Here is a 19,875-nt window from a genome sequence, read left to right on the forward strand (position 1 = left end):
CGGGGGCGGGCGTACGCGTCAGGTGCGGTCCTTCGCGGGCTCGGCGGGCAGCAGCTCGCGGGTGAGCAGCGTCGCGCCCGCGACCGCGCCGGGCATCAGCACGACCGCGGCGAAGGGCACGAGGAAGGCCAGCACCAGCGGCACCCCGAAGCCGAGGACGAGCGTCAGGCGGCCGCGCATCAGGCGCAGTTGGTCGCGCAGGTCCACCTCGCGGCGGCGCATCGGCACCGATGCGGTCTCCACCGCGAGGAAGAAGCCGGACACGCAGAAGCCGGCCGCCGGCACCACGGTCTGACCGGCGACCGGCACGAAGCCCAGGCCGAAGAGGACCACGGCGAAGGCGGCGACCCGCAGCAGCACGCGCACGCTGTCGCGCAGGCCCGTCCACAGCTCGTGCAGCAGGGGGCGGTGGGGTGGTTCGGGGGCGCCGCCCTCGGCGTCGTCGACCCGGGCGGCGAGGGCCTCGTAGAAGGGCTGGCCGACCAGCAGGGTGACGGCGGTGAAGGTGACGACGGCGAGCAGCAGCCCGCCGCCGATCAGGACGGCGGTGAGCAGGTCGCGGAAAACGCCGCGCCAGGGGGAGGCCCAGCCGCCCGCGAAGGGGGTCGCCCAGCTCGCGAGGTCGTCCGACCAGATCACGAGCGCGGCGAGCGCGGCCGCGTACCCGGCGAAGGTGATCAGCGCCGGGAGCATCCCGAAGCGCCATTCCCGCCCGTGGCGCAGCATCCGGCGCTGCCCGCGCACGAGCAGTGCGAAGCCTCTCGCGAGATCGCCCATGGCGCGGATCCTACGTGCCCCGGGGGCGGGAGCGGGCGGCCGCAGCGGGAGGCGTCTCGGCGCGGGCGGCGCCGCCGCTCAGCGGCCGCGGGCCTCCGCGCACCGGATGCAGAAGGCGGCGGCGGGGAGGATCGCGAGGCGCTCGGGCGCGATCGGCTCCCCGCAGCCCTCGCAGCGGCCGTACGCGCCCTGGCCGAGGCGTTCCAGCGCGTCGTCCAGGGCGGCCAGCCGCTCCCGGGCCTGGTCCAGCAGGGCGGCGGTGTGGGCGCGTTCGAAAGCGGTGCTCGACCCCTCGGGGTCGTGCTCGTCGTCGACCGCCGTGAGGGCGTTCGCGGCCACGATGGCCTCGATGTCCCGGCCGAGCGCGTCGATCTGGGTGGCCGCGGCCTCCCGCGCCTCGACCAGCCGCTCGCGGACGGCGGCGGTGTCGACGCCGGGCGCCGCCTTTCCGTGCGAATCGCTCATTACGGTGCGAACGCCGCGGGTCCCGCCGGCATTCCGCGGGCCCGTGAGCCGACCGGCACGGAGGCGGGTGCCTGACCGGGGCCGGGGTCAGGTCCCGGCGCGGTCCCGGTCCTGGGGAGCTGCCGCGGAGAGGGTGCACAGGTCGTCGAAGGCGCGGCGGAGGTAGGCGTCCAGGGTGTGCCCCGGGTCGTCGATCCACGCCGCGGCGGCCTGCTGGAAGGCGGCCCAGCCGGCCTGGGCGGCGAGGACGGCGAGCCGGTCCGGGACGCCGCGCCGGCGCAGGGCCCCGGCGACCGCCTCGGTGAGGGTCGCGGCCTTGGCCAGCTCCCGTTCGCGCAGCGCGGGGGTGGCCGCGATGACCGCGCAGCGCGGCTCGGAGAAGTCGCGGTTGTCCTCCAGGATGTGCTTGGCCCTGAGGAAGGCGTGCAGCAGCAGTTCGAGCGGTTGGCCGTCGGGGGCGGTGGCGACCTCGTGGACGAGGGTGTCGCGCAGTTCGGCCTGGCCGTCGAAGAGGACTTCGCGCTTGTCGGCGAAGTGGCGGAAGTAGGTGCGCTCGTTGAGGCCGGCGCGGGCGGCGATCTCGGCCGTGGTGGTCCGGTCGAATCCGCGTTCCTGGTACAGCTCCAGGGCCGCCTGCTGGAGGCGGCGGCGCGCTTCTGCTCCGCTGCGTGGCATCCGCCCAGGATCGCACATGCCAGTGACCGGCATTTCTTTGCGCCAGTGTCTGGCGTTTCTTGACGCCAGCGACTGGCGCTACGTAGTGTCAGTGGCTGGCGCAAAGAACCGCGCCGCACACTGGCGCCACCTGAGAGCGAGTGCTTCATGCATGTCTTCGTCACCGGCGGATCCGGGCTGACCGGACCCGCTGTCGTCGCCGGGCTGGTCGCGGCCGGCCACACGGTCACCGGGCTCGCGCGCTCGGACGCCGCCGCGGCGCGGCTGGAGTCGCTGGGCGCCGTGCCGCTGCGCGGCTCGCTGGAGGACCACGGCAGCCTGCGCGACGGCGCCGCCGCCGCGGACGGCGTCCTGCACATGGCCTTCGGCGGCGACTTCGCCGACCCCGACGATCTGGTCCGGCGCGACCGGGGCGCGATCGAGGCGCTCGGCGAGGCGCTGGCCGGCACCGGCAAGCCGTTCGTCAGCACCTCCGGCACCCTGGTCATGGCCGCGGGTCGCGAGGGGTTGGAGACCGACCGGCCCGACCCGGGAGCCGTCGCCGCGTTCCGCATCCCCGGGGAGGAGGCCTGCCTCGGCTTCGCGGCGTCGGGGGTGCGGGCGAGCGTGGTGCGGCTCGCGCCCACCGTGCACGGGCCCGGCGACCACGGCTTCGTCGGGATGCTCGTGGCGACCGCGCGCAGGACCGGCGTGTCGGCGTACGTCGGCGACGGCGCCAACCGGTGGCCCGCGGTGCACCGGCTCGACGCGGCGGACCTCTTCCGGCTGGCGCTGGAGCAGGCGCCCGCGGGCAGCGTGCTGCACGGGGTGGCCGAGAGCGGGGTCGCCTTCCGGGACATCGCGGGGACGATCGGGCGCGGGCTCGGGCTGCCCGTGAAGGGCCTCGCCCCGCAGGAGGCGGCGGTGCACTTCGGCAACCCCTTCATGGCGACCGTCTTCGGCCTCGACGCGCCCGCCTCCGGCGCGCGGACCCGCGAGCTGCTCGGCTGGACGCCCACGCGTGCGGGGCTGCTCGCCGACATCGAGGACGGCGACTACCTCACCGCGCCGGCCGCCTGATCCCCGCCGGCCGCGGCCGGACCGCTCAGGCGGGGTCGGGGAGGGGGACGGCGGCGCCGCTGACGGCGATGCCGCTGCCCGGCTCGGCGGGCACCTTCACGGTGATGACGCTGGGCCGGCCGAGGTCGTCGCCCTGGTGGACGGTGAAGGCGGCGGGCAGGTCCAGCAGGCCCAGTTCGCGCAGATAGCCGCCGAAGGCCGCGGCGGCCGCCCCCGTCGCGGGGTCCTCGACGACACCGCCGGGCGGGAAGGGGTTGCGGGCGTGGAAGACCTGCGCCGACTCGCGCCACACGAGGTCGACGGTGGTCCAGCCGCGGCGGGCCATCAGATCGCCGAGCGCCGCCATGTCGTAGTCGAGGTCCGCCAGCCGCTCCCGGCTCGCGGCGGCGACGACCGGGTGCCAGGCCCCGCCGTACGCCAGGCGCGGCGGCAGGGCCGGGTCGAGGTCGGCCGGGCTCCAGCGCAGCGCGGCGAGCACCCCGGCCAGGTCCTCGGGCGCGAGCGGCTCCACGCGCGGGGCGACGCTGACCAGTTCGGCCCGCACCACGCCGTCGGCGTCCTCCCGGGTCGTCACCCGGACCAGGCCCGCCGCGGTGTGCAGGGCGAGCTCGCCCGTGCCGTGGAGGCCGGCCCAGGCGACGGCGGTGGCGACCGTGGCGTGCCCGCAGAACGGCACTTCGGCCTTGGGGCTGAAGTAGCGGACGTCCAGCTCGCCGTCCGGCCGGGGCACCACGAAGGCGGTCTCGGAGTAGCCGACCCGGGCGGCGACGGCGACCATCTCCGCGGTGTCGGCGCCGGTCGCGTCGAGGACCACCCCGGCAGGGTTGCCGCCCGAGGGCCGCGTGGCGAAGGCGACGTACCGCAAGATCTCCATGCGCGCACGCTAGTGACGGCCGCGCGGCCCGGTCAAAGGCGTTTCCGCAAAGCAACGGCAGGTCGGCGGGCGGTCAGGCGCAGCCGTGCCCGGGGGTGACGGCGGGCCAGGCCTCGACGCCGTGGGAGGTGCGGACGTAAACCCGGGAGGTGTCGGGGGTCGTCCACAGCTCCTCGCCCTTCCGGTGGTAGCCGGTGTCCCGGGCGTCGGCGGGCAGGGCGGCGTCCGGGTCGTACGGCGCGGCGAGGCTGCCGGGCGGGAGGACGCCGTGCGGGTCGCGGGCGTACTCCCGGCTGCCGGTGGCCGCGCCGAGTTCCAGGAAGCGGGCCTGCTGCCAGCCGCAGTGGGCGGGGCCTTCTGTGGTGTTGAGGGTGGTGACGGGCACACGGGCGCCGTGGCCGTCGGTCCAGATCTGGTACGGGCCCCGGTCCGTGAAGCTCGCGGGGAGTTCGGCCGGGTCGCAGGACGCGCTGGTCTCGGGGCCCCAGCCGGGTCGCCCCGGCTGGTCCTTGGCGACGACCACGGCGACCTTGGTGCGCAGGCCGACGTCGTAGGAGAACAGCACACGGTCGGCGTCGCGGCGCTCCACCCGGTAGCCGGTGCGCGGCACGTCCGGCTCCTCCATGTCGAAGTACGCCGTGAGGCCCTCCTCCGGTGTGCTGCCCCCGTCGCCCTCACTCCACGCGCCGGAGCTGCCGCCCGCGTAGATCCGGCTCGTGCACTCCAGCGCGCGCCCGGCCGCGCCGGAGGCCGCGAGCAGTGCGGCCGGGTCGTCGCCGGTGGCCTCCCGGGTGGCGATGTGCAGCGGCCCGGCGTACGGGACCGGTGGCGCCGTACCGTCCACGACCGGCCCGGAGCCGCCGCCACCGCAGCCGCTCGCCGTCGCCGCCAGCGCCACCGCCGCTGCTGCCGCCGCCGCGCCGCGCCCGTACGCCCCGCTCACCCGCATGCCCGCCCCCTGGTCAGCTGTCCGGCGCGCCGTCCGCCGGGCGCCGCGCCGGTTCGACGTGGGACCCGCCGCGGCGGTTCCGCTCAGCGGCCGGGAGGTTCGGACACCTCCTGCCGACGCAGGCGCAGGCGAGTCGCGGGCAGACCGGCGCGGCGGCGGAGCGGGGGTCGCGTCGGGCTTCCGCCCGCTCCGGCGCGCGTACACTCCCGCTGTCGCACGCGGTCCGCAGCACGCCGGCCACCGCCTTCCCGTTGCCCGCCGGTCCTGCCCCGCCCCCGCCCTTTCGGCCGGTCACCGGCCGGGAGGGGACACGTCGGGACGCACGTCGCCCTCGGCGCCGGCAGGCGGCGCGGGGGCGGGGTGTCACCCGGACGGCGTAGCGGCATGACGAATCCGCGGGAGCGTCCCGCGGGGAAGGGGCAGCGATGGCGGAGGACGGACGGCCGCGGACCGCGCGGCTGCTGGGGCTGGAGCCGCATCCGGAGGGCGGCTGGTATCGCGAGACCTGGGTCGCGGGCGGGCAGGCCGAGGTGCGGCCGGACGGCTACCCGGGCGGGCGGCGCCTGGCAAGCGGCATCCACTTCCTGCTGGAGCCGCGGCAGGAGTCGCGCTGGCACCGGGTGCGTTCCGACGAGCTGTGGCTGTGGCACCGCGGCGGCCCGCTGCTGCTGTCGCTGGGGGGCACGGGCACGGCTCCCGACCGCGCGGACGTCACGCAGATCGTGCTGGGGCCGGACCTGGAGGCGGGGCAGCAGCCGCAGGCGCTGGTGCCGGGCGGGCACTGGCAGGCGGCGCGGCCCTACGGGCGGGACGAGGTGCTGGTGTCGTGCGTGGTCTCCCCCGCGTTCGACTTCGACGACTTCGTCCTGGAGGAGCCGGCCACGACGTGCGCGGAGGCCGCCGCCGAGCTGCCGGTGCCGTACGCGCGGGCCTGGCCGCTGGTCGCCGCCTTCGACGACATCGCCGCCTGGCATCCGCTGATCGCCCGTTCCGAGCCGGAGCCGGGCCTGCCGACGGGCGCGCCGGGGCATGTACGGCGGCTGGTCACGGAGACCGGCGAGGCCATCAGGGAGCGGCTGCTCGCGCTCGACGGGGGCCGCTGCGTCTACGAGTTCGCGCAGTCGCCCTTCGCCGTACGCGCCTACCGGGCGGCGCTGACCCTCGAACCGGGGCCGGGCGACGCGGTGTGCCGGGCGCGCTGGACGGCAGACTTCACGCCGTCGGACCCGGCGCAGGGGCCGGCGCTGCGGGACTTCTTCGCCTCCGAGGTGTTCGGGCCGGGGCTCGCCGCGCTGGCGGAGGCGGCACGCGGCTGACGGGACGCGGGCGGCGGCGAGACGGGGCGTCAGCTGCCCAGCGGCGGGAGCTTGCGGCGGCGGTTCCGGCGGGCCGGCCCCCTCGCCTCCCGGTCCCTCCACACCAGCAGCGCCCCGCAGACGGCGGAGACGGCCGAGCACGTCGAGAGCACCACACCGGCCGGTCCTCCGTACCCGGCGAGCGTCCCGGCCGCATGGCACAGCTGGCTCACGCCGAAGGCCACGGCGCCCCACGCCGCGCGCGAACCGACGCCGGCGCGCCGCGGAAAGGCCGCCAGCAGGCCGAGCGCCACGAAGAGGAAACCGCCGGTCCCCAGGAGAATCGCGTCGGTCACGGCCGCCTCCGCGCGGCGGCGCGGACGCGGAGGCCGTGGGCGGTGACGGCCGCGGGGCGGGCCATGCGGCGGGCGGGTCTCAGGCTCTCGGGAGCGGTCCGGCCGCGGGCGGGGTGACCGCGACGGTGAGGCCGTTGAGCACGAGGCGGGTGCCGCCGCGCAGGTGCGCGAGGTCCTGCGCGCCGTCGCCCGTCCACACGAGGTAGGTGTACTGCTCGGTCCACGTCAGCCGGGATCCGCCGGGGGCGTCGGACAGTTCGACGGTGACCAGCGAGGCCCAGCGCCGCAGGCCGTCGACCTCGGTGCTGTAGGCGTGGACGATCCGGGCGTCCGGGACGATGTCGAGGAAGCGGGAGCGGTAGGCGAGGCGCTCCTCGGTGCCGCCGGAGACGAAGACGTTGCGGGCGGTCTCGCCGCCGCCGACCCGGAAGTCCAGCTCGTGCTCGGCGGTGGCCGACGGGCCCGGCAGCCGGAACCAGCGCCGCCGCAGCGGCGCGTCCGCGAAGGCCTGGAAGACCCGGGAGCGCGGGACCGGGAGGTCGAGCCCGACGGTGAACGTCCCGTGCAGGGCCGGTTCCGCCGTGCCGCCCGGGGCTTGGGCGGGGTGCACTGCGCTGCCGTGGCCTGCTGCGTCCATGGCGTCAACGTAACACGGCGCCCGGGGCCGCCCTGCCGGGCAACTCCGCCCGGATCCGGGGCGGTTCGGGCGCCCTGCCCGCACGCGCCGGGTCTGCCCGGCGCCGCGCGGACCGTCCACGGCGCCGGAGCGGCGGCGGGACGGCGCCGACCGGGCGCGGCCGCGGCAGTGCGGCACCCGGGCGAACCCGGCGGGGGCATTCGTGTGACCGCGCGGGCGGGGCGCCGCGGGCACCGGCGGCGCGGCCGTAGCGTCGCGGGCGTCCCGCTCGTACCCCCCGGAGGTGCCCGTGCGCATCCTGCTGGTCGCCAGCGCGTTCAACAGCCTCACGCAGCGGGTGCAGGCCGAGTTGCAGGACCGCGGGCACCAGGCGGCCTTCGTGCTCGCCGCCGGCGGGGCGGAGGTCCGCGACGCGGCGCTGCGCGACGCGGTGCGGGCCCACCGGCCCGAGCTGCTGGTCGCGCCGATGCTGACGACCGCGATTCCGGACGACGTCTGGCGGGCGGTGCCGACGCTGATCGTGCACCCGGGCCCGGTCGGCGACCGCGGCCCGTCATCGCTGGACCGGGCGGTGCAGGAGGGCGCGCGGCGGTGGGGCGTGACGGTGCTCCAGGCGACGGCCGAGATGGACGGCGGCGACGTGTGGGCCACCGCGGGCTGCGACCTTCCGGCGGCCGGCAAGAGCGACCTCTACCGGGGCGAGGTCGCCGACGCGGCCCTGGACGCCGTGCTGCTGGCCGTCGTCCGCTTCGGGTCCGGCACCTACCGGCCGCTGCCGCAGCCGGCCGACGCGGTCGTGACCCGCCCGTACCTGCGCCAGGAGCAGCGGCGTATCGACTGGTCCGCCGACGGTACGGCGGCGGTGCTGCGCAGGCTGCGGGCCGCCGACTCGCGGCCCGGTGTGCTGGACCGGCTGCTCGGCGAGGACTGGTACCTGCACGGCGGCCACCCGGAGGGCGCCCTCACCGGGCCGCCCGGCGAGCTGCTCGCCACCCGCGCCGGGGCGGTGTGCCGGGCCACGGCGGACGGCGCGGTGTGGATCCCCGAGCTGCGGGCGCCGCGCGCCCGCGGTGGGCGTACGGCCGGGGTGAAGCTGCCCGCGGCGGTCGCGCTGGGCGACCGCGTCGCGGGCCTGCCGGAGCTGCCCGCGGCGCCGGACGGGCCGGAGCGGGAGTGGAAGGACATCTGCTACCGGGAGGAGGGCCGGGCGGGCTTCCTCGAATTCTCCTTCCCCGGCGGCGCGATGAGCACCGCGCACTGCGCGCGGCTGCTCGCCGCCTACCGGCAGGCGTGCACGCGGCCCACGTCGGTGCTGGTGCTGGGCGGCGGGCGGGACTTCTTCGGCAACGGCATCCATCTGAACGTCATCGAGGCCGCCGCCGATCCGGCCGCGGAGTCCTGGGCGAATCTCACGGCGATGGACGACCTGGTCGAGGCCGTGCTCACCACGACCGACAAGCTGGTGGTCGCCGCGCTCGGCGGCAACGCGGCGGCCGGCGGGGTGATGCTGGCGCTGGCCGCCGACGAGGTGTGGTGCCGCACCGGCGTGGTGCTCAACCCGCACTACCGGCTGATGGGCCTGTACGGCTCGGAGTTCTGGACGTACTCGCTGCCGCGCCGGGTGGGCGCCGCGGCGGCCCGCCGGCTGACGGAGCGCGCGCAGCCGGTGAGCGCGGCGGCGGCGCTGCGCACCGGGCTGGTGGACCAGGTGGTCGCTGCGGCCCCGCAGGACTTCCGGAGCGTGGTGGCGCGGCAGGCCGGCCGGCTGGCGTCGGGCGGCGGCACGCAGGGGCGGATCGCCCGCAAGAAGGAGGCGCGCGAGCGGGACGAGGCGGTGCGGCCGCTCGCCGCGTACCGGGAGGCGGAGCTGGCGGTGATGCGGCGGATCTTCGACGACCCGGCCGCGCCCTACCACGCGCTGCGCGCGGCCTTCGTCCGCAAGCAGCCGCGGCCGCCCCTGCCGGACGCCGCCGCCCCCGGAATGGCGCAGCCAGATGTCACCACCGGCGGCGGACGGCGGAACAGTGATGTCTGACATGCGGGTTTCGTCCCCGCACCCAGAGGAGGATTCCCCATGACGACCTCGCCACCGGACACCGAAGCCGCCGCCGGCCAGGACGACAAGCCGATCCACGTGCTGTGGATCAACGCGGGGCTCAGCTGCGACGGCGACTCGGTGTCGCTGACGGCGGCCACGCAGCCGAGCATCGAGGAGATCGCGCTCAGCGTGCTGCCGGGCCTGCCGAAGATCGAGGTGCACTGGCCGCTGATCGACTTCGAGTGCGGGCCCGTGCAGGGCGCGGACACGTTCATCGAGTGGTTCTTCAAGGGCGAGCGCGGCGAGATCGACCCGTTCGTGCTGGTGGTCGAGGGGTCGATCCCCAACGAGGCGATCAAGCCCGAGGGCTACTGGTGCGGCTTCGGCGACGACCCGGAGACCGGCCAGCCCATCACCACGAGCGAGTGGATCGACCGGCTGGCGCCCAAGGCGCTCGCGGTCGTCGCGATCGGCACCTGCGCGGCGTACGGCGGCATCCACGCGATGGCCGGCAACCCGACCGGCGCCATGGGTGTGCCGGACTACCTGGGCTGGGACTGGACGTCGCACGCGGGCATCCCGCTGGTGTGCGTGCCCGGCTGCCCGATCCAGCCGGACAACTTCGCCGAGACGCTCGTCTACCTGCTCCACCAGGCCTCGGGCGCGGCGCCGATGATCCCGCTGGACGAGCAGCTGCGCCCGGCGTGGCTGTTCGGCGCGACCGTGCACGAGGGCTGCGACCGCGCGGGCTACTACGAGCAGGGGCAGTTCGCGACGACGTACGACTCCCCCAAGTGCCTGGTGCGGCTGGGCTGCTGGGGTCCGGTCGTGAAGTGCAACGTGCCCAAGCGCGGCTGGATGAACGGCATCGGCGGCTGCCCGAACGTCGGCGGCATCTGCATCGCGTGCACGATGCCGGGCTTCCCCGACAAGTTCATGCCGTTCATGGACGAGCCGCCCGGCGCGCTGGTCTCGGCGACGGCCAGCAGCGCGTACGGCTCGCTCATCCGCCGGCTGCGCAAGGTCACCCAGCACACCGTGGACGCCGAGCCGAAGTGGCGCGGCCCCCGCGAGAAGCTCACGACCGGCTACCGGCCCCCCTGGTGACCGGGCCCGCCCCGCACTGACCGCACGACTCCCCCGACCGCACGACTTCCCCGACCGCACCACGAAGGGCACGGCACAGACGATGGCATCACCGACGACGAAGGCGGCCGGGGACGGCAGCGGCCTGGTGGAGATGTCCTGGGACCCGATCACCCGGATCGTGGGCAGCCTGGGCATCCACACGAAGATCGACTTCAAGCAGAAGAAGGTCGCCGAGTGCTACAGCACCTCGTCGGTCTTCCGCGGCTACAGCGTCTTCATGCGCGGCAAGGACCCGCGGGACGCGCACTTCATCACCAGCCGGATCTGCGGCATCTGCGGCGACAACCACGCGACCTGCTCCGTCTACGCGCAGAACATGGCCTACGGCGTGAAGCCGCCGCACCTGGGCGAGTGGATCATCAACCTGGGCGAGGCCGCGGAGTACATGTTCGACCACAACATCTTCCAGGAGAACCTGGTCGGGGTCGACTACTGCGAGCGCATGGTGAAGGAGACCAACCCGGGCGTGCTGGAGCTGGCCGAGCGCACCGAGGCGCCGCACGCCGCCGAGCACGGCTACCGCACCATCGCCGACATCATGCGCTCGCTGAACCCGCTGGAGGGCGAGTTCTACCGCGAGGCGCTCCAGGTGAGCCGCTACACCCGGGAGATGTTCTGCCTGATGGAGGGGCGCCATGTGCACCCCTCCACGCTCTACCCGGGCGGTACGGGCACGGTCGCCTCGGTGCAGCTGTTCACCGACTATCTCAGCCGGCTCATGCGCTACGTGGAGTTCATGAAGCGCGTGGTGCCGCTGCACGACGACCTGTTCGACTTCTTCTACGAGGCGCTGCCCGGCTACGAGGAGGTCGGCCGCCGCCGGGTGCTGCTGGGCTGCTGGGGCGCGCTCAACGACCCCGCGCACTGCGACTTCACCTACCGCAACATGTCGGACTGGGGCCGGCGGATGTTCGTCACGCCCGGTGTGATCGTGGACGGCAAGCTCGTCACCAACGACCTCACCGAGATCAACCTCGGCATCCGCATCCTGCTCGGCAGCTCCTACTACCAGGACTGGGAGGGGCAGGAGCAGTTCGTCACCCACGACCCGCTGGGCAACCCGGTCGACCCGCGGCACCCGTGGAACCAGCACACCATCCCGGCGCCGCAGAAGCGGAACTTCGACGACAAGTACAGCTGGGTGATGTCGCCGCGCTGGTTCGACGGCAAGGACCACCTGGCGCTCGACACCGGCGGCGGCCCCATCGCCCGGCTGTGGTCGACCGCGCTGTCGGGCCTGGTCGACATCGGCTACGTCAAGGCGACCGGGCACAGCGTGGTCATCAACCTGCCGCGGACCATGACCAAGCCGGAGACCAGCTTCGAGTGGAAGATCCCGAAGTGGAGCAACGCGCTGGAGCGCAACCGCGCCCGCACGTACTTCCAGGCCTACGCGGCCGCGGTCGCGCTGCACTTCGCCGAGCAGGGACTGGCCGAGGTGCGCGCCGGGCGCACGCAGACCTGGGAGAAGTTCGAGGTGCCCGACGAAGGCCTGGGGGTCGGCTTCACCGAGGCGGTGCGCGGGGTGCTGTCGCACCACATGGTGATCCGCGACGGCAAGATCGCCAACTACCACCCCTACCCGCCGACCCCGTGGAACGCCAGCACGCGCGACAGCTTCGGCACCCCGGGCCCGTACGAGGACGCGGTGCAGAACACGCCGATCTTCGAGGAGAACACGCCGGAGAACTTCAAGGGCATCGACATCATGCGCGCGGTCCGCAGCTTCGACCCGTGCCTGCCCTGCGGGGTGCACATGTACGTCGGCGGCGGGAAGACGGTGCAGACGATGCACGTGCCGACCGGGCTGAGCGGGATGGGCGGATGACCGCGCCGGCGCAGGCCCCCGTACGGGACGCCGAGGCGGCCGGGCGGCGCGTCGAGGACATCCTCGACCGGCTCGCGGCCACCGGCGACCGCGCCGTGTGCGAGGCCGCCGAGGACCTGGTGCGCACCGTCATGGACTTCTACGGCGCCGGGCTCGCCCGGGTGCTGGAGCTTGCCGGGCAGCAGGGTCCGCGGGCGGTGGAGGGGCTGCTCGGCGACGACCTGGTCTCGGGCATGCTCGTGCTGCACGACCTGCACCCCGAGGACCTGGCGGCGCGTATCGCGCGGGCGCTGGGCCGGCTGCCCGGCGGCCCGGTCGAGCTGGCCGGCTTCGACGCGGACACCGGGGTGCTGCGGCTGCGGGCCGCCGCCTCCTCCGGCGGGTGCGGCTGCTCCGGCGGGGCGTCCGCCGGGGACGACGCCGGGCGGCGGGCGGTGGAGGACGCGCTGGCCTGCTTCGCCGCCGAGGTGACCCGGGTGGAGCTGGAAGCGGCGGGGCCGGGCGAGCCGGTGCTGCTGCAGATCGGGCCGCGGCCCGGCGCGGTGGGGGCCTCATGACGGTCGGTCAGGGCGCGGTGCAGCGCCGCGCCACCGGGCTGCGGCGCTTCACCGCACCGGCGCCGCCGCGGCCCGAGCGGTGCGAGCTGTGCGGGGCCGGTACGGGCGGCGGGCACCGGCACCTGGTGGACACCGAGCGGCGCACGCTGGCCTGCGCCTGCCGGGCGTGCGCGATGCTCTTCGAGAACCCCGGCTCCGCCCACGGCCGTTTCCGTACCGTGCCGGACCGCTGGCTCACCGACCCCGGCCACACCGTGGACGACGAGGCCTGGGAACTCCTGCGCATCCCGGTCGGGGTGGTGTTCTTCTTCCGCAACGCCGCCCTGGACCGCTTCGTCGCCCTCTACCCGAGCCCGGCGGGCGCGACCGAGAGCGAACTCGACCCGGCGTCCTGGCAGCAGGTGCTGGAGCGCACCCGGCTCGCCGCCGAGCTCCAGCCGGACGTCGAGGCGCTGCTGCTGCGCCGCGACGGCGACGGCTGCGCCTGCTACCTCGTCCCGATCGACGCCTGCTACGAACTCGTCGGCCGGATGCGGCTGCTGTGGCAGGGCTTCGACGGCGGCGCGGAGGCCCGGGCCGCGCTCGACAACTTCTTCACGTCGGCCGCCGGGCGCGCCCGGCCGTACCAGGGGGGCACGGCGTGACGTCCTTCTCCTTCGCGTGCACCGGGGTGCGCGCCGACCGCTACGCCGCCGGGCCCACGCTGGTCTTCCGGCTGCGGGTGACCGCCGACCCCGGCACCCGGGTGCACGCGATGGCGCTGCGCTGCCAGTTCCGGATCGAGCCGGCCCGGCGCGGCTACTCGGCGGGCGAGGCCGCGGGCCTGGCCGACCTGTTCGGGGTGCGGTCGCGCTGGGGCGGCACGCTGCTGCCGCTGCAGTTCGCGCAGGTGTCGCTGGTGGTGCCGGGCTTCACCGGTGAGACCGAGGTGGATCTGCCGGTGCCGTGCACGTACGACATGGACGTGGCCGCGACGCGCTACTTCGGTGCGCTGGAGGACGGCGAGGTGCCGCTGCTGGTGCTCTTCGCCGGGACGGCCTTCACCGGGCCCGGCGGCTTCCGGGTGGAGCCGGTGCCGTGGGACCGCGAGGCGACCTGCCGGATGCCGGTCGCGGTGTGGCGGGAGATGGTCGAGCAGCACTTCCCCGGCTGCGGGTGGCTGCGGCTGCCGCGCCCGGCGATGGACGCGCTGCTCGCCTACCGCTCCCGGCACGCGCTGCCCTCGTGGGAGGCCACCGTGGAGTCGCTGCTCGCCGGGGCGGACCGGGACGTCGTCGCGGGCGGTGCGGCCTCATGACGGCGACCGGTGCCGGGGAGCGTTTCGCGGCGGCCCGCGCGGTGGCGGACGCGGTGCTCTTCGAGGGCTACGTCCTCTACCCCTACCGGGCGTCGGCGGCGAAGAACCGGCTGCGCTGGCAGTTCGGCGTGCTCGTGCCGCCGAGCTGGGGCGAGGCGAGCGGCGAGCACTCCTGCCAGCGCACCGAGGTGCTGATGGAGCCGCGGCGCGGCGCCGTCCTGCACGCCGAGCTGCGCTTCCTGCACGCCCGGCGGCGCCGGGTGCAGCAGGCGCTGCCCGGCGGCGGTTTCGCCGACACCGGCGGGCTGGAGCTGGCCGACCGGGTGCTCACCGCGTGGGACGAGGGCGTGGAGGAGCGCGTCACGGTCGAGGTGCCGGTGGCCGGACTCACCGCCGGGCACACCGCGGACTTCACCGTCGCGGGACGCGAGGAGACCGAGGACGTCCACGAGGACGGGCGGCTCGTGGGCCGCCTGGTGCACACCCGCGAGCCGCTGCACGGCCGCGTCACCCTCACCGCGGCCGAACTGCCCGGCCCGTACGCGGCGCTGCGGCTCACCGCCGTGGTGGACAACACCGCGCAGGCGGGCCCGCCCGCGGACGCCGACCGTACGGCGGCGCTGCCGCGGGCGCTGATCTCGGCGCATCTGATGCTCGGTCTGGACGCGGGCCGCTTCCTGTCGCCGACCGACCCGCCGGAGTGGGCCAGGGGCGCGACCGCCGAATGCGCCAACGTGCGGTCGTGGCCGGTGCTCGCCGGGCGGGACGGCGGCGCGGACGTGGTGCTGGCCTCGCCGATCATCCTGGAGGACCACCCGGCCGTGGCGCCGGAGAGCCCGGGCGCGCTCTACGACGCGCTGGAGATCGACGAGATCCTGGCGCTGCGCACGGCGACGCTGACCGAGCAGGAGAAGCGCGAGGCCCGCGGGACGGACCCGCGCGCCGCCGCCGTCGTGGACCTCGCCGAGTCGATGCCGCCGGAGGTGCTGGAGCGGCTGCACGGCGCGGTGCGCTCGCTGCGCGAGGTCACCGGTCCCGGCACGCCGTCGGGCGAGGTCGACCTGCTGGTGGAGCCCGGCACACCGTGGTGGGACCCGGGCGGGGACCGCACCGTCGACCCGGACACCGACCGGGTCCTGGTCGCCGGGCGGGAGGTCGGCGCGGGCAGCCGGGTCGTCCTGCGGCCGGGGCTGCGCCGCACCGACGCGCAGGACGTCTTCCTGCACGGCCGCAGCGCGCTGGTCGAGGCGGTGCTGCACGACGTGGACGGCGGGGTGCACCTCGCGGTGACCGTCGACGGCGACCCGGGCGCCGACATCCGGCGCGAGCAGGGCCGCTTCCTGTACTTCCAGCCCGACGAGGTCAGCCCGCTGGAGGACGTATGACCGCCCCGCCCCCCAGGACGCTGGTGGCCGGGGTCGGCAACATCTTCCTCGGCGACGACGCCTTCGGTGTGGAGACCGTACGGCGGCTGCCGCGCGCCGGGCTGCCCGCGGGCGTCGAGGTGCTGGAGGCAGGGGTGCGCGGGGTGGACCTCGCCTACCGGCTGCTGGACGGCTACGACACCTTCGTGCTCGTCGACGCGACCGCGCGCGGCGGGGCCCCCGGCACGCTGTACGTCCTCGACGCCGGGGAGTGCGGTACGGCCGCGAGCCCCGGCGCCGTGCTCGACGGGCACCGGATGACGCCGGACGCGGTGCTGGCCCTGCTGGGCACGCTGTGCGCGGGCACCGGCGGCACTCCCCCGCGCCGGGTCGTGGTCGTGGGCTGCGAACCGGCGGACGTCGGGGAGGGCATGGGGCTGAGCCCCGCCGTCGAGGCGGCCGTCCCGGCGGCGGTCGGGCTGGTCCGCGGGCTCGTGGGGGCGGCGGACGAGCCGGCGGCGGGGGCGGTCGGGGGCACGGACGGCCTGCCCTTGTGGCAGGACGGGGACCGCGCGGTCCCGGACGCGGTCACACACGAGAGGAGCACCTCGCCATGGTGAAGAAGATGCTGGCCGTCGGTACCGCCGCGGTGGCCGTCGGCGCCGCCATCGCCCAGGTCGTCCCGGACATCCGGCGCTATCTGCGGATGCGCGCGATGTGACGGCGCCGCGGCGCTCGGGGCACGGGCACAATCGCCCGCTCTTGCGCCGATCGGGTCACCGGGCGCCGCCGCCCGGGCGTGGCGGCGGCCGGCCGCTGCCGCCGCGTCCTTGACTGGACGCGGCGGGGACGGCCGGCAGGGAAGACGACGATGCACGAGATGTCCATCGCGATGGCGGTGATCGGGCAGGTGGAGGAGGCGGCGCGGGCCGCCGGCGCCACCGGCGTGCACAGCGTGCACCTGCGGATCGGCGAGCTGGCCGGGGTGGTGCCCGACGCGCTGTCCTTCGGCTTCGGGCTGGGCTGCGAGGGCACGGTGCTGGAAGGCGCCGAACTGGTCACCGAGACCGTGCCGGGGCGCGCCCGGTGCGCGCCCTGCGCCGGTGAGTGGGCGGTCGGGATGCCGCCCGACCTGTGCTGCCCGGTGTGCGGTTCGGCTGCGGCCGAGCTGCTGAGCGGCCGTGAACTGCAGATCACCGGGGTGCGCTTCGCGGACGGCGGCACGCCGCCGGTCGCGGCCGGGCCCGTACCGAGCGGCGAGGAGCGCTGAATCATGTGCCGAGTGGTGGACCTCCAGCAGGCCGTCCTGGCGGGCAACGACACCCGCGCGCAGGCGCTGCGCGCCGAACTCGCCGCCCGCGGCACGGCGGTGGTCAACCTGCTGTCCAGCCCGGGCAGCGGCAAGACCGCGCTGCTGGAGCAGGAGCTGCTGCTCGCGACCGGCCGCGGCCTGCGGGTCGCGGCGCTCACCGCCGACCTGGCCACCGAGAACGACGCGCGGCGCCTGGCCCGTTCCGGGGCCCCCGTCAAGCAGGTGCTCACCGACGGGCTGTGCCATCTGGAGGCGCACATGCTCGCGCGGCACCTGGACGGCTGGCTGCCGGACGGCACCGGGATCCTCTTCGTGGAGAACGTCGGCAACCTGGTGTGCCCGGCCTCCTACGACCTCGGCGAGACGCTGCGGGTGGCGCTCGCGTCCGTCACCGAGGGCGAGGACAAGCCGCTCAAATACCCGACGGCTTTCGGCCTCGCGCACCTGGTGGTGGTGACGAAGACCGACCTCGCGGACGCGGTGGGCTTCGACGAGGCCGCCTTCCGCGCCAACGTCGCCCAGGTCAACCCGGGGGTGGAGGTGCTGCTCACCTCGGTACGGGACGGGCTCGGCGCGGGCGCCCTGCTGGACCGCGCCGCGGCCGCGGCCGTCGGGGGCCCGCGGCACGAACCGGTCATGGCCCGCAGCGGGGCGCCGGGCCATTCGCACACCCACGACGACTGGCCCGCGTACGCGAACGGGCCCGCGCGCGACGAGGCCCACGCTCATGTGCAGGCCCACGACCAGGGGCTCCCGCACGAGCACGCGCACGAGCACGCGCACGAGCACGGGCCCGAAGCCGGGACCGCGCACGCGCGCACCCCGGGGCACGAGGGCCCGGGGCAGGGGCGGGCGGACGCCGGGGTGTCCGGCCCGGTGGCCGCGGAGTCATGACCGGCCTCGCCGGTCCGGCCGCCGCCCCGCCGGTGCTGCGCAGCCGGGTGACCGTACGGGGCGTCGTGCAGGGCGTCGGTTTCCGGCCGTACGTGCACGCGCTCGCGACCGGGCTCGGGCTCACCGGGTGGGTCACCAACACCGGTGAGGGCGTGCTGGTGGAGGTGGAGGGCGCGGCCGGCGCGGTGGCGCGCTTCTGCGAGCGGGTCGGGCCGGGCGCGCCGCCGCTCGCGGCGGTGGAGTCGGTGCAGCGGTGCGACCTGGCCCCGGCGGGCGGTGCCGGCTTCGCCATCGTGCCCTCCCGCGGCGCTGGGCCGGTCCGTACCACGGTGCCGCCCGACACCGCGACCTGCGCGGACTGCCTGGCCGAGCTGGCCGACCCGGCCGACCGGCGCCACCGGCACCCGTTCGTCAGCTGCACCAACTGCGGGCCGCGGCTGACGATCGTGACCGGGCTGCCGTACGACCGTGTGCACACCACGATGGCGGGCTTCCCGATGTGCGCCGTGTGCGCGGCGGAGTACGCCGACCCCGCCGACCGGCGCTTCCACGCCCAGCCGATCGCCTGCCACGACTGCGGCCCCCGGCTGCGGCTGGTGGTGCCTGGCGCCGCGGCCCCGGACGGCGATCCCGTCGCGGCGGCCCGCGCGCTGCTGGCCGCGGGCGCGGTCGTCGCCGTCAAGGGCCTCGGCGGCTACCACCTGGCCTGCGACGCGGACGACGCCGCGGCGGTGGCGCGGCTGCGGGAGCGCAAGGCGCGGGGCGGGAAGCCCTTCGCGGTGATGGTGCGGGACCTGGCGGGCGCCGAGCGGCTGGCGCGGACCACCCCGCAGGAGCGGGAGTTGCTCACCGGGGCGGTGCGGCCGGTCGTGCTGCTGCGCGGGCGGCGCCCCGGGGCGGGCGGCGCGGCGGCGCCGGGTGTGCCCGACATCGGGGTGATGCTGCCGTACACGCCCGTCCACCATCTGCTGCTGGGGCTGCCCGGCGACCCGCCGGGGCCCGCGGCGCTCGTGATGACCAGCGGCAACGTCTCCGGGGAGCCGATCGTCACGGACGACGCGGAGGCGGTGGCGAAGCTGGGCCGGCTCGCGGACGCGCTGCTGGTGCACGACCGGCCGATCCGGGTGCCCTGCGACGACTCGGTGGTCCGGGTCGTGGACGGCGCGGTGTCGCCGGTGCGCCGCTCGCGCGGCTACGCGCCGCTGCCGGTCGCGCTGCCGGTCGACGTCACACCCGCGCTGGCGGTCGGCGGCGACCTGAAGAACGTGCTGTGCCTCGGCGAGGGGCGGCGCGCCTGGCTGTCGGCGCACATCGGCGACATGGACGGCCCCGCGACCGTCGCCGCCTTCGAACGCGCCGGGCAGCAGCTGGCGGACGTCACGGCGGTGCGCCCGCGGCTGCTGGCCGCCGACCGGCACCCGCGCTACCGCTCGGCGGGGTGGGCGCAGGCCCATCTCGACGGCCGCCCGCTGGTGCGCGTCCAGCACCACCACGCGCACGTGGCCGCCGCGATGGCCGAGCACGGGCTGGACGGCAGCCGCCGGGTCATCGGCGTGGCCTTCGACGGCACCGGTTACGGCGACGACGGGGCGGTGTGGGGCGGGGAGTTCCTGCTCGCCGACTACGCCGGTTTCACCCGCTGGTGCCGGCTGGCGTACGTACCGCTGCCGGGCGGCGACGCGGCGGTGCGCCGCCCGTACCGGATGGCGCTGGCGCACCTGCGGGCCGCGGGGCTGGGCTGGGACGCTGGGCTGCCGCCGGTCGCGGCCTGCCCGGCGGACGAGCTGCGGGTGCTGGAGCGGCAGTTGGAGCGCGGGCTGAACTGCGTGCCGACCTCCAGCATGGGGCGGCTCTTCGACGCGGTCTCCTCGCTCGCCGGGGTGTGCCAGCTGGCGGGCTACGAGGCGCAGGCGGCCGTGGAGCTGGAGGCCGCGGCGGTGGCGGCGGGCGCGCCGGACGGTGACGGCTACGCCTTCGGACTGGGGCCCGGTACGGGCGCCGAACTCGTCGCCGACCCCGGCCCGGTGCTGGCGGCGGTGCTCGCGGACCTGCGGGCGGGCGCCGGTGCGGGCACGGTCGCGGCGCGCTTCCACACCGCTGTCGCCGCTCTGGTGCGGCGCGGCTGCGCGGCCGCTCGCGAGCGGCACGGGCTGGACACGGTGGTGCTGACCGGCGGGGTGTTCGGCAACGCCCTGCTGGCGTCAGCCTGCGGCCGCGGGCTGCGCGCCGACGGTTTCACGGTGCTGGCGCACCGCCTCGTCCCGCCGGGCGACGGCGGCCTCGCGCTCGGCCAGCTGGTGGTCGCCGCCCACCGCGGCGCGGCGGGCACCTGACGACGTACCGCATCCC

General features: G+C 76.1%; 21 protein-coding genes. 14 read left to right on the forward strand and 7 right to left on the reverse strand.

The window, feature by feature from the left end:
• Positions 1–18: 18 nt before the first annotated feature.
• The 3 genes from ACH4SL_RS21650 to ACH4SL_RS21660 form a co-directional block, all read right to left on the reverse strand.
• The gene (locus ACH4SL_RS21650) at positions 19–777 is read right to left on the reverse strand and encodes an EI24 domain-containing protein (protein WP_398447917.1); all 759 of its coding nucleotides are present in this window, start codon (positions 775–777) and stop codon (positions 19–21) included.
• A 78-nt stretch (positions 778–855) separates the two neighbouring features.
• Complete coding sequence (locus ACH4SL_RS21655; protein WP_398447919.1) at positions 856–1,242, reverse strand: TraR/DksA family transcriptional regulator; 387 nt, start codon at positions 1,240–1,242, stop codon at positions 856–858.
• Positions 1,243–1,329: 87 nt separating this feature from the next.
• Positions 1,330–1,917, reverse strand: a complete 588-nt coding sequence (locus tag ACH4SL_RS21660) for a TetR/AcrR family transcriptional regulator (protein ID WP_398447921.1) — start codon at positions 1,915–1,917, stop codon at positions 1,330–1,332.
• A 147-nt stretch (positions 1,918–2,064) separates the two neighbouring features.
• Between ACH4SL_RS21660 and ACH4SL_RS21665 the strand changes: the two genes are divergently transcribed.
• Positions 2,065–2,976 carry an SDR family oxidoreductase gene (locus ACH4SL_RS21665; RefSeq protein ID WP_398447923.1) on the forward strand — a complete coding sequence of 304 codons (912 nt, stop codon included), beginning with the start codon at positions 2,065–2,067 and terminating at the stop codon, positions 2,974–2,976.
• Positions 2,977–3,001: 25 nt separating this feature from the next.
• Here ACH4SL_RS21665 and ACH4SL_RS21670 read toward each other — a convergent pair whose 3' ends face one another.
• Together ACH4SL_RS21670 and ACH4SL_RS21675 are read right to left on the reverse strand one after the other, a co-directional pair.
• Positions 3,002–3,850, reverse strand: coding sequence for a PhzF family phenazine biosynthesis protein (locus tag ACH4SL_RS21670; protein WP_398447925.1), 849 nt, complete (start codon positions 3,848–3,850; stop codon positions 3,002–3,004).
• Positions 3,851–3,923: 73 nt separating this feature from the next.
• A complete protein-coding gene (locus ACH4SL_RS21675; RefSeq protein WP_398447927.1) occupies positions 3,924–4,799 on the reverse strand; it encodes a hypothetical protein in 876 nt (291 codons plus the stop codon).
• A gap of 425 nt (positions 4,800–5,224) precedes the next feature.
• On the opposite strand from ACH4SL_RS21675, the gene ACH4SL_RS21680 reads away from it, so the two are divergent.
• Positions 5,225–6,115 (forward strand): cupin domain-containing protein, encoded by an 891-nt coding sequence (locus tag ACH4SL_RS21680; RefSeq protein ID WP_398447929.1) that lies wholly within the window; start codon positions 5,225–5,227, stop codon positions 6,113–6,115.
• Positions 6,116–6,144: 29 nt separating this feature from the next.
• Here ACH4SL_RS21680 and ACH4SL_RS21685 read toward each other — a convergent pair whose 3' ends face one another.
• Together ACH4SL_RS21685 and ACH4SL_RS21690 are read right to left on the reverse strand one after the other, a co-directional pair.
• Positions 6,145–6,450 (reverse strand): hypothetical protein, encoded by a 306-nt coding sequence (locus tag ACH4SL_RS21685; protein WP_398447931.1) that lies wholly within the window; start codon positions 6,448–6,450, stop codon positions 6,145–6,147.
• A 79-nt stretch (positions 6,451–6,529) separates the two neighbouring features.
• Positions 6,530–7,087 carry an SRPBCC domain-containing protein gene (locus ACH4SL_RS21690; protein WP_398447933.1) on the reverse strand — a complete coding sequence of 186 codons (558 nt, stop codon included), beginning with the start codon at positions 7,085–7,087 and terminating at the stop codon, positions 6,530–6,532.
• 289 nt (positions 7,088–7,376) lie between these two features.
• On the opposite strand from ACH4SL_RS21690, the gene ACH4SL_RS21695 reads away from it, so the two are divergent.
• From ACH4SL_RS21695 to hypF, 12 genes are all read left to right on the forward strand, one after another.
• Positions 7,377–9,122 carry a hydrogenase maturation protein gene (locus tag ACH4SL_RS21695; protein WP_398448743.1) on the forward strand — a complete coding sequence of 582 codons (1,746 nt, stop codon included), beginning with the start codon at positions 7,377–7,379 and terminating at the stop codon, positions 9,120–9,122.
• 39 nt (positions 9,123–9,161) lie between these two features.
• Positions 9,162–10,232: a hydrogenase expression protein HypE gene (locus ACH4SL_RS21700; protein ID WP_398447936.1), complete on the forward strand. Its 1,071-nt coding sequence runs from the start codon at positions 9,162–9,164 to the stop codon at positions 10,230–10,232.
• An 82-nt stretch (positions 10,233–10,314) separates the two neighbouring features.
• Positions 10,315–12,102, forward strand: a complete 1,788-nt coding sequence (locus tag ACH4SL_RS21705; RefSeq protein ID WP_398447938.1) for a nickel-dependent hydrogenase large subunit — start codon at positions 10,315–10,317, stop codon at positions 12,100–12,102.
• Positions 12,099–12,659: a hypothetical protein gene (locus tag ACH4SL_RS21710; RefSeq protein ID WP_398447940.1), complete on the forward strand. Its 561-nt coding sequence runs from the start codon at positions 12,099–12,101 to the stop codon at positions 12,657–12,659. The genes ACH4SL_RS21705 and ACH4SL_RS21710 overlap by 4 nt, the downstream gene beginning before the upstream one ends.
• Positions 12,656–13,303: a DUF5947 family protein gene (locus ACH4SL_RS21715; RefSeq protein ID WP_398447942.1), complete on the forward strand. Its 648-nt coding sequence runs from the start codon at positions 12,656–12,658 to the stop codon at positions 13,301–13,303. Before ACH4SL_RS21710 ends, ACH4SL_RS21715 begins: the two co-directional genes overlap by 4 nt.
• Positions 13,300–13,956 (forward strand): DUF6084 family protein, encoded by a 657-nt coding sequence (locus tag ACH4SL_RS21720; RefSeq protein WP_398447944.1) that lies wholly within the window; start codon positions 13,300–13,302, stop codon positions 13,954–13,956. Before ACH4SL_RS21715 ends, ACH4SL_RS21720 begins: the two co-directional genes overlap by 4 nt.
• Positions 13,953–15,341 (forward strand): hypothetical protein, encoded by a 1,389-nt coding sequence (locus tag ACH4SL_RS21725; protein ID WP_398447946.1) that lies wholly within the window; start codon positions 13,953–13,955, stop codon positions 15,339–15,341. Before ACH4SL_RS21720 ends, ACH4SL_RS21725 begins: the two co-directional genes overlap by 4 nt.
• Complete coding sequence (locus tag ACH4SL_RS21730; RefSeq protein WP_398447948.1) at positions 15,338–15,940, forward strand: hydrogenase maturation protease; 603 nt, start codon at positions 15,338–15,340, stop codon at positions 15,938–15,940. Before ACH4SL_RS21725 ends, ACH4SL_RS21730 begins: the two co-directional genes overlap by 4 nt.
• Entirely contained in the window at positions 15,934–16,041 is a 108-nt protein-coding gene (locus ACH4SL_RS21735) for a DUF6893 family small protein (RefSeq protein ID WP_398447950.1), read from the forward strand. The genes ACH4SL_RS21730 and ACH4SL_RS21735 overlap by 7 nt, the downstream gene beginning before the upstream one ends.
• A 150-nt stretch (positions 16,042–16,191) precedes the next feature.
• Positions 16,192–16,590 (forward strand): hydrogenase maturation nickel metallochaperone HypA, encoded by a 399-nt coding sequence (locus tag ACH4SL_RS21740; protein WP_398447952.1) that lies wholly within the window; start codon positions 16,192–16,194, stop codon positions 16,588–16,590.
• 3 nt (positions 16,591–16,593) lie between these two features.
• Positions 16,594–17,526, forward strand: a complete 933-nt coding sequence (gene hypB / locus ACH4SL_RS21745; RefSeq protein WP_398447954.1) for a hydrogenase nickel incorporation protein HypB — start codon at positions 16,594–16,596, stop codon at positions 17,524–17,526.
• Complete coding sequence (hypF, locus tag ACH4SL_RS21750; RefSeq protein WP_398447956.1) at positions 17,523–19,859, forward strand: carbamoyltransferase HypF; 2,337 nt, start codon at positions 17,523–17,525, stop codon at positions 19,857–19,859. The genes hypB and hypF overlap by 4 nt, the downstream gene beginning before the upstream one ends.
• Positions 19,860–19,875: the final 16 nt, after the last annotated feature.

The sequence above is a fragment of the Streptomyces sp. NPDC021020 genome (genome assembly GCF_044333285.1).
In the GTDB taxonomy this organism is placed as follows: domain Bacteria; phylum Actinomycetota; class Actinomycetes; order Streptomycetales; family Streptomycetaceae; genus Actinacidiphila.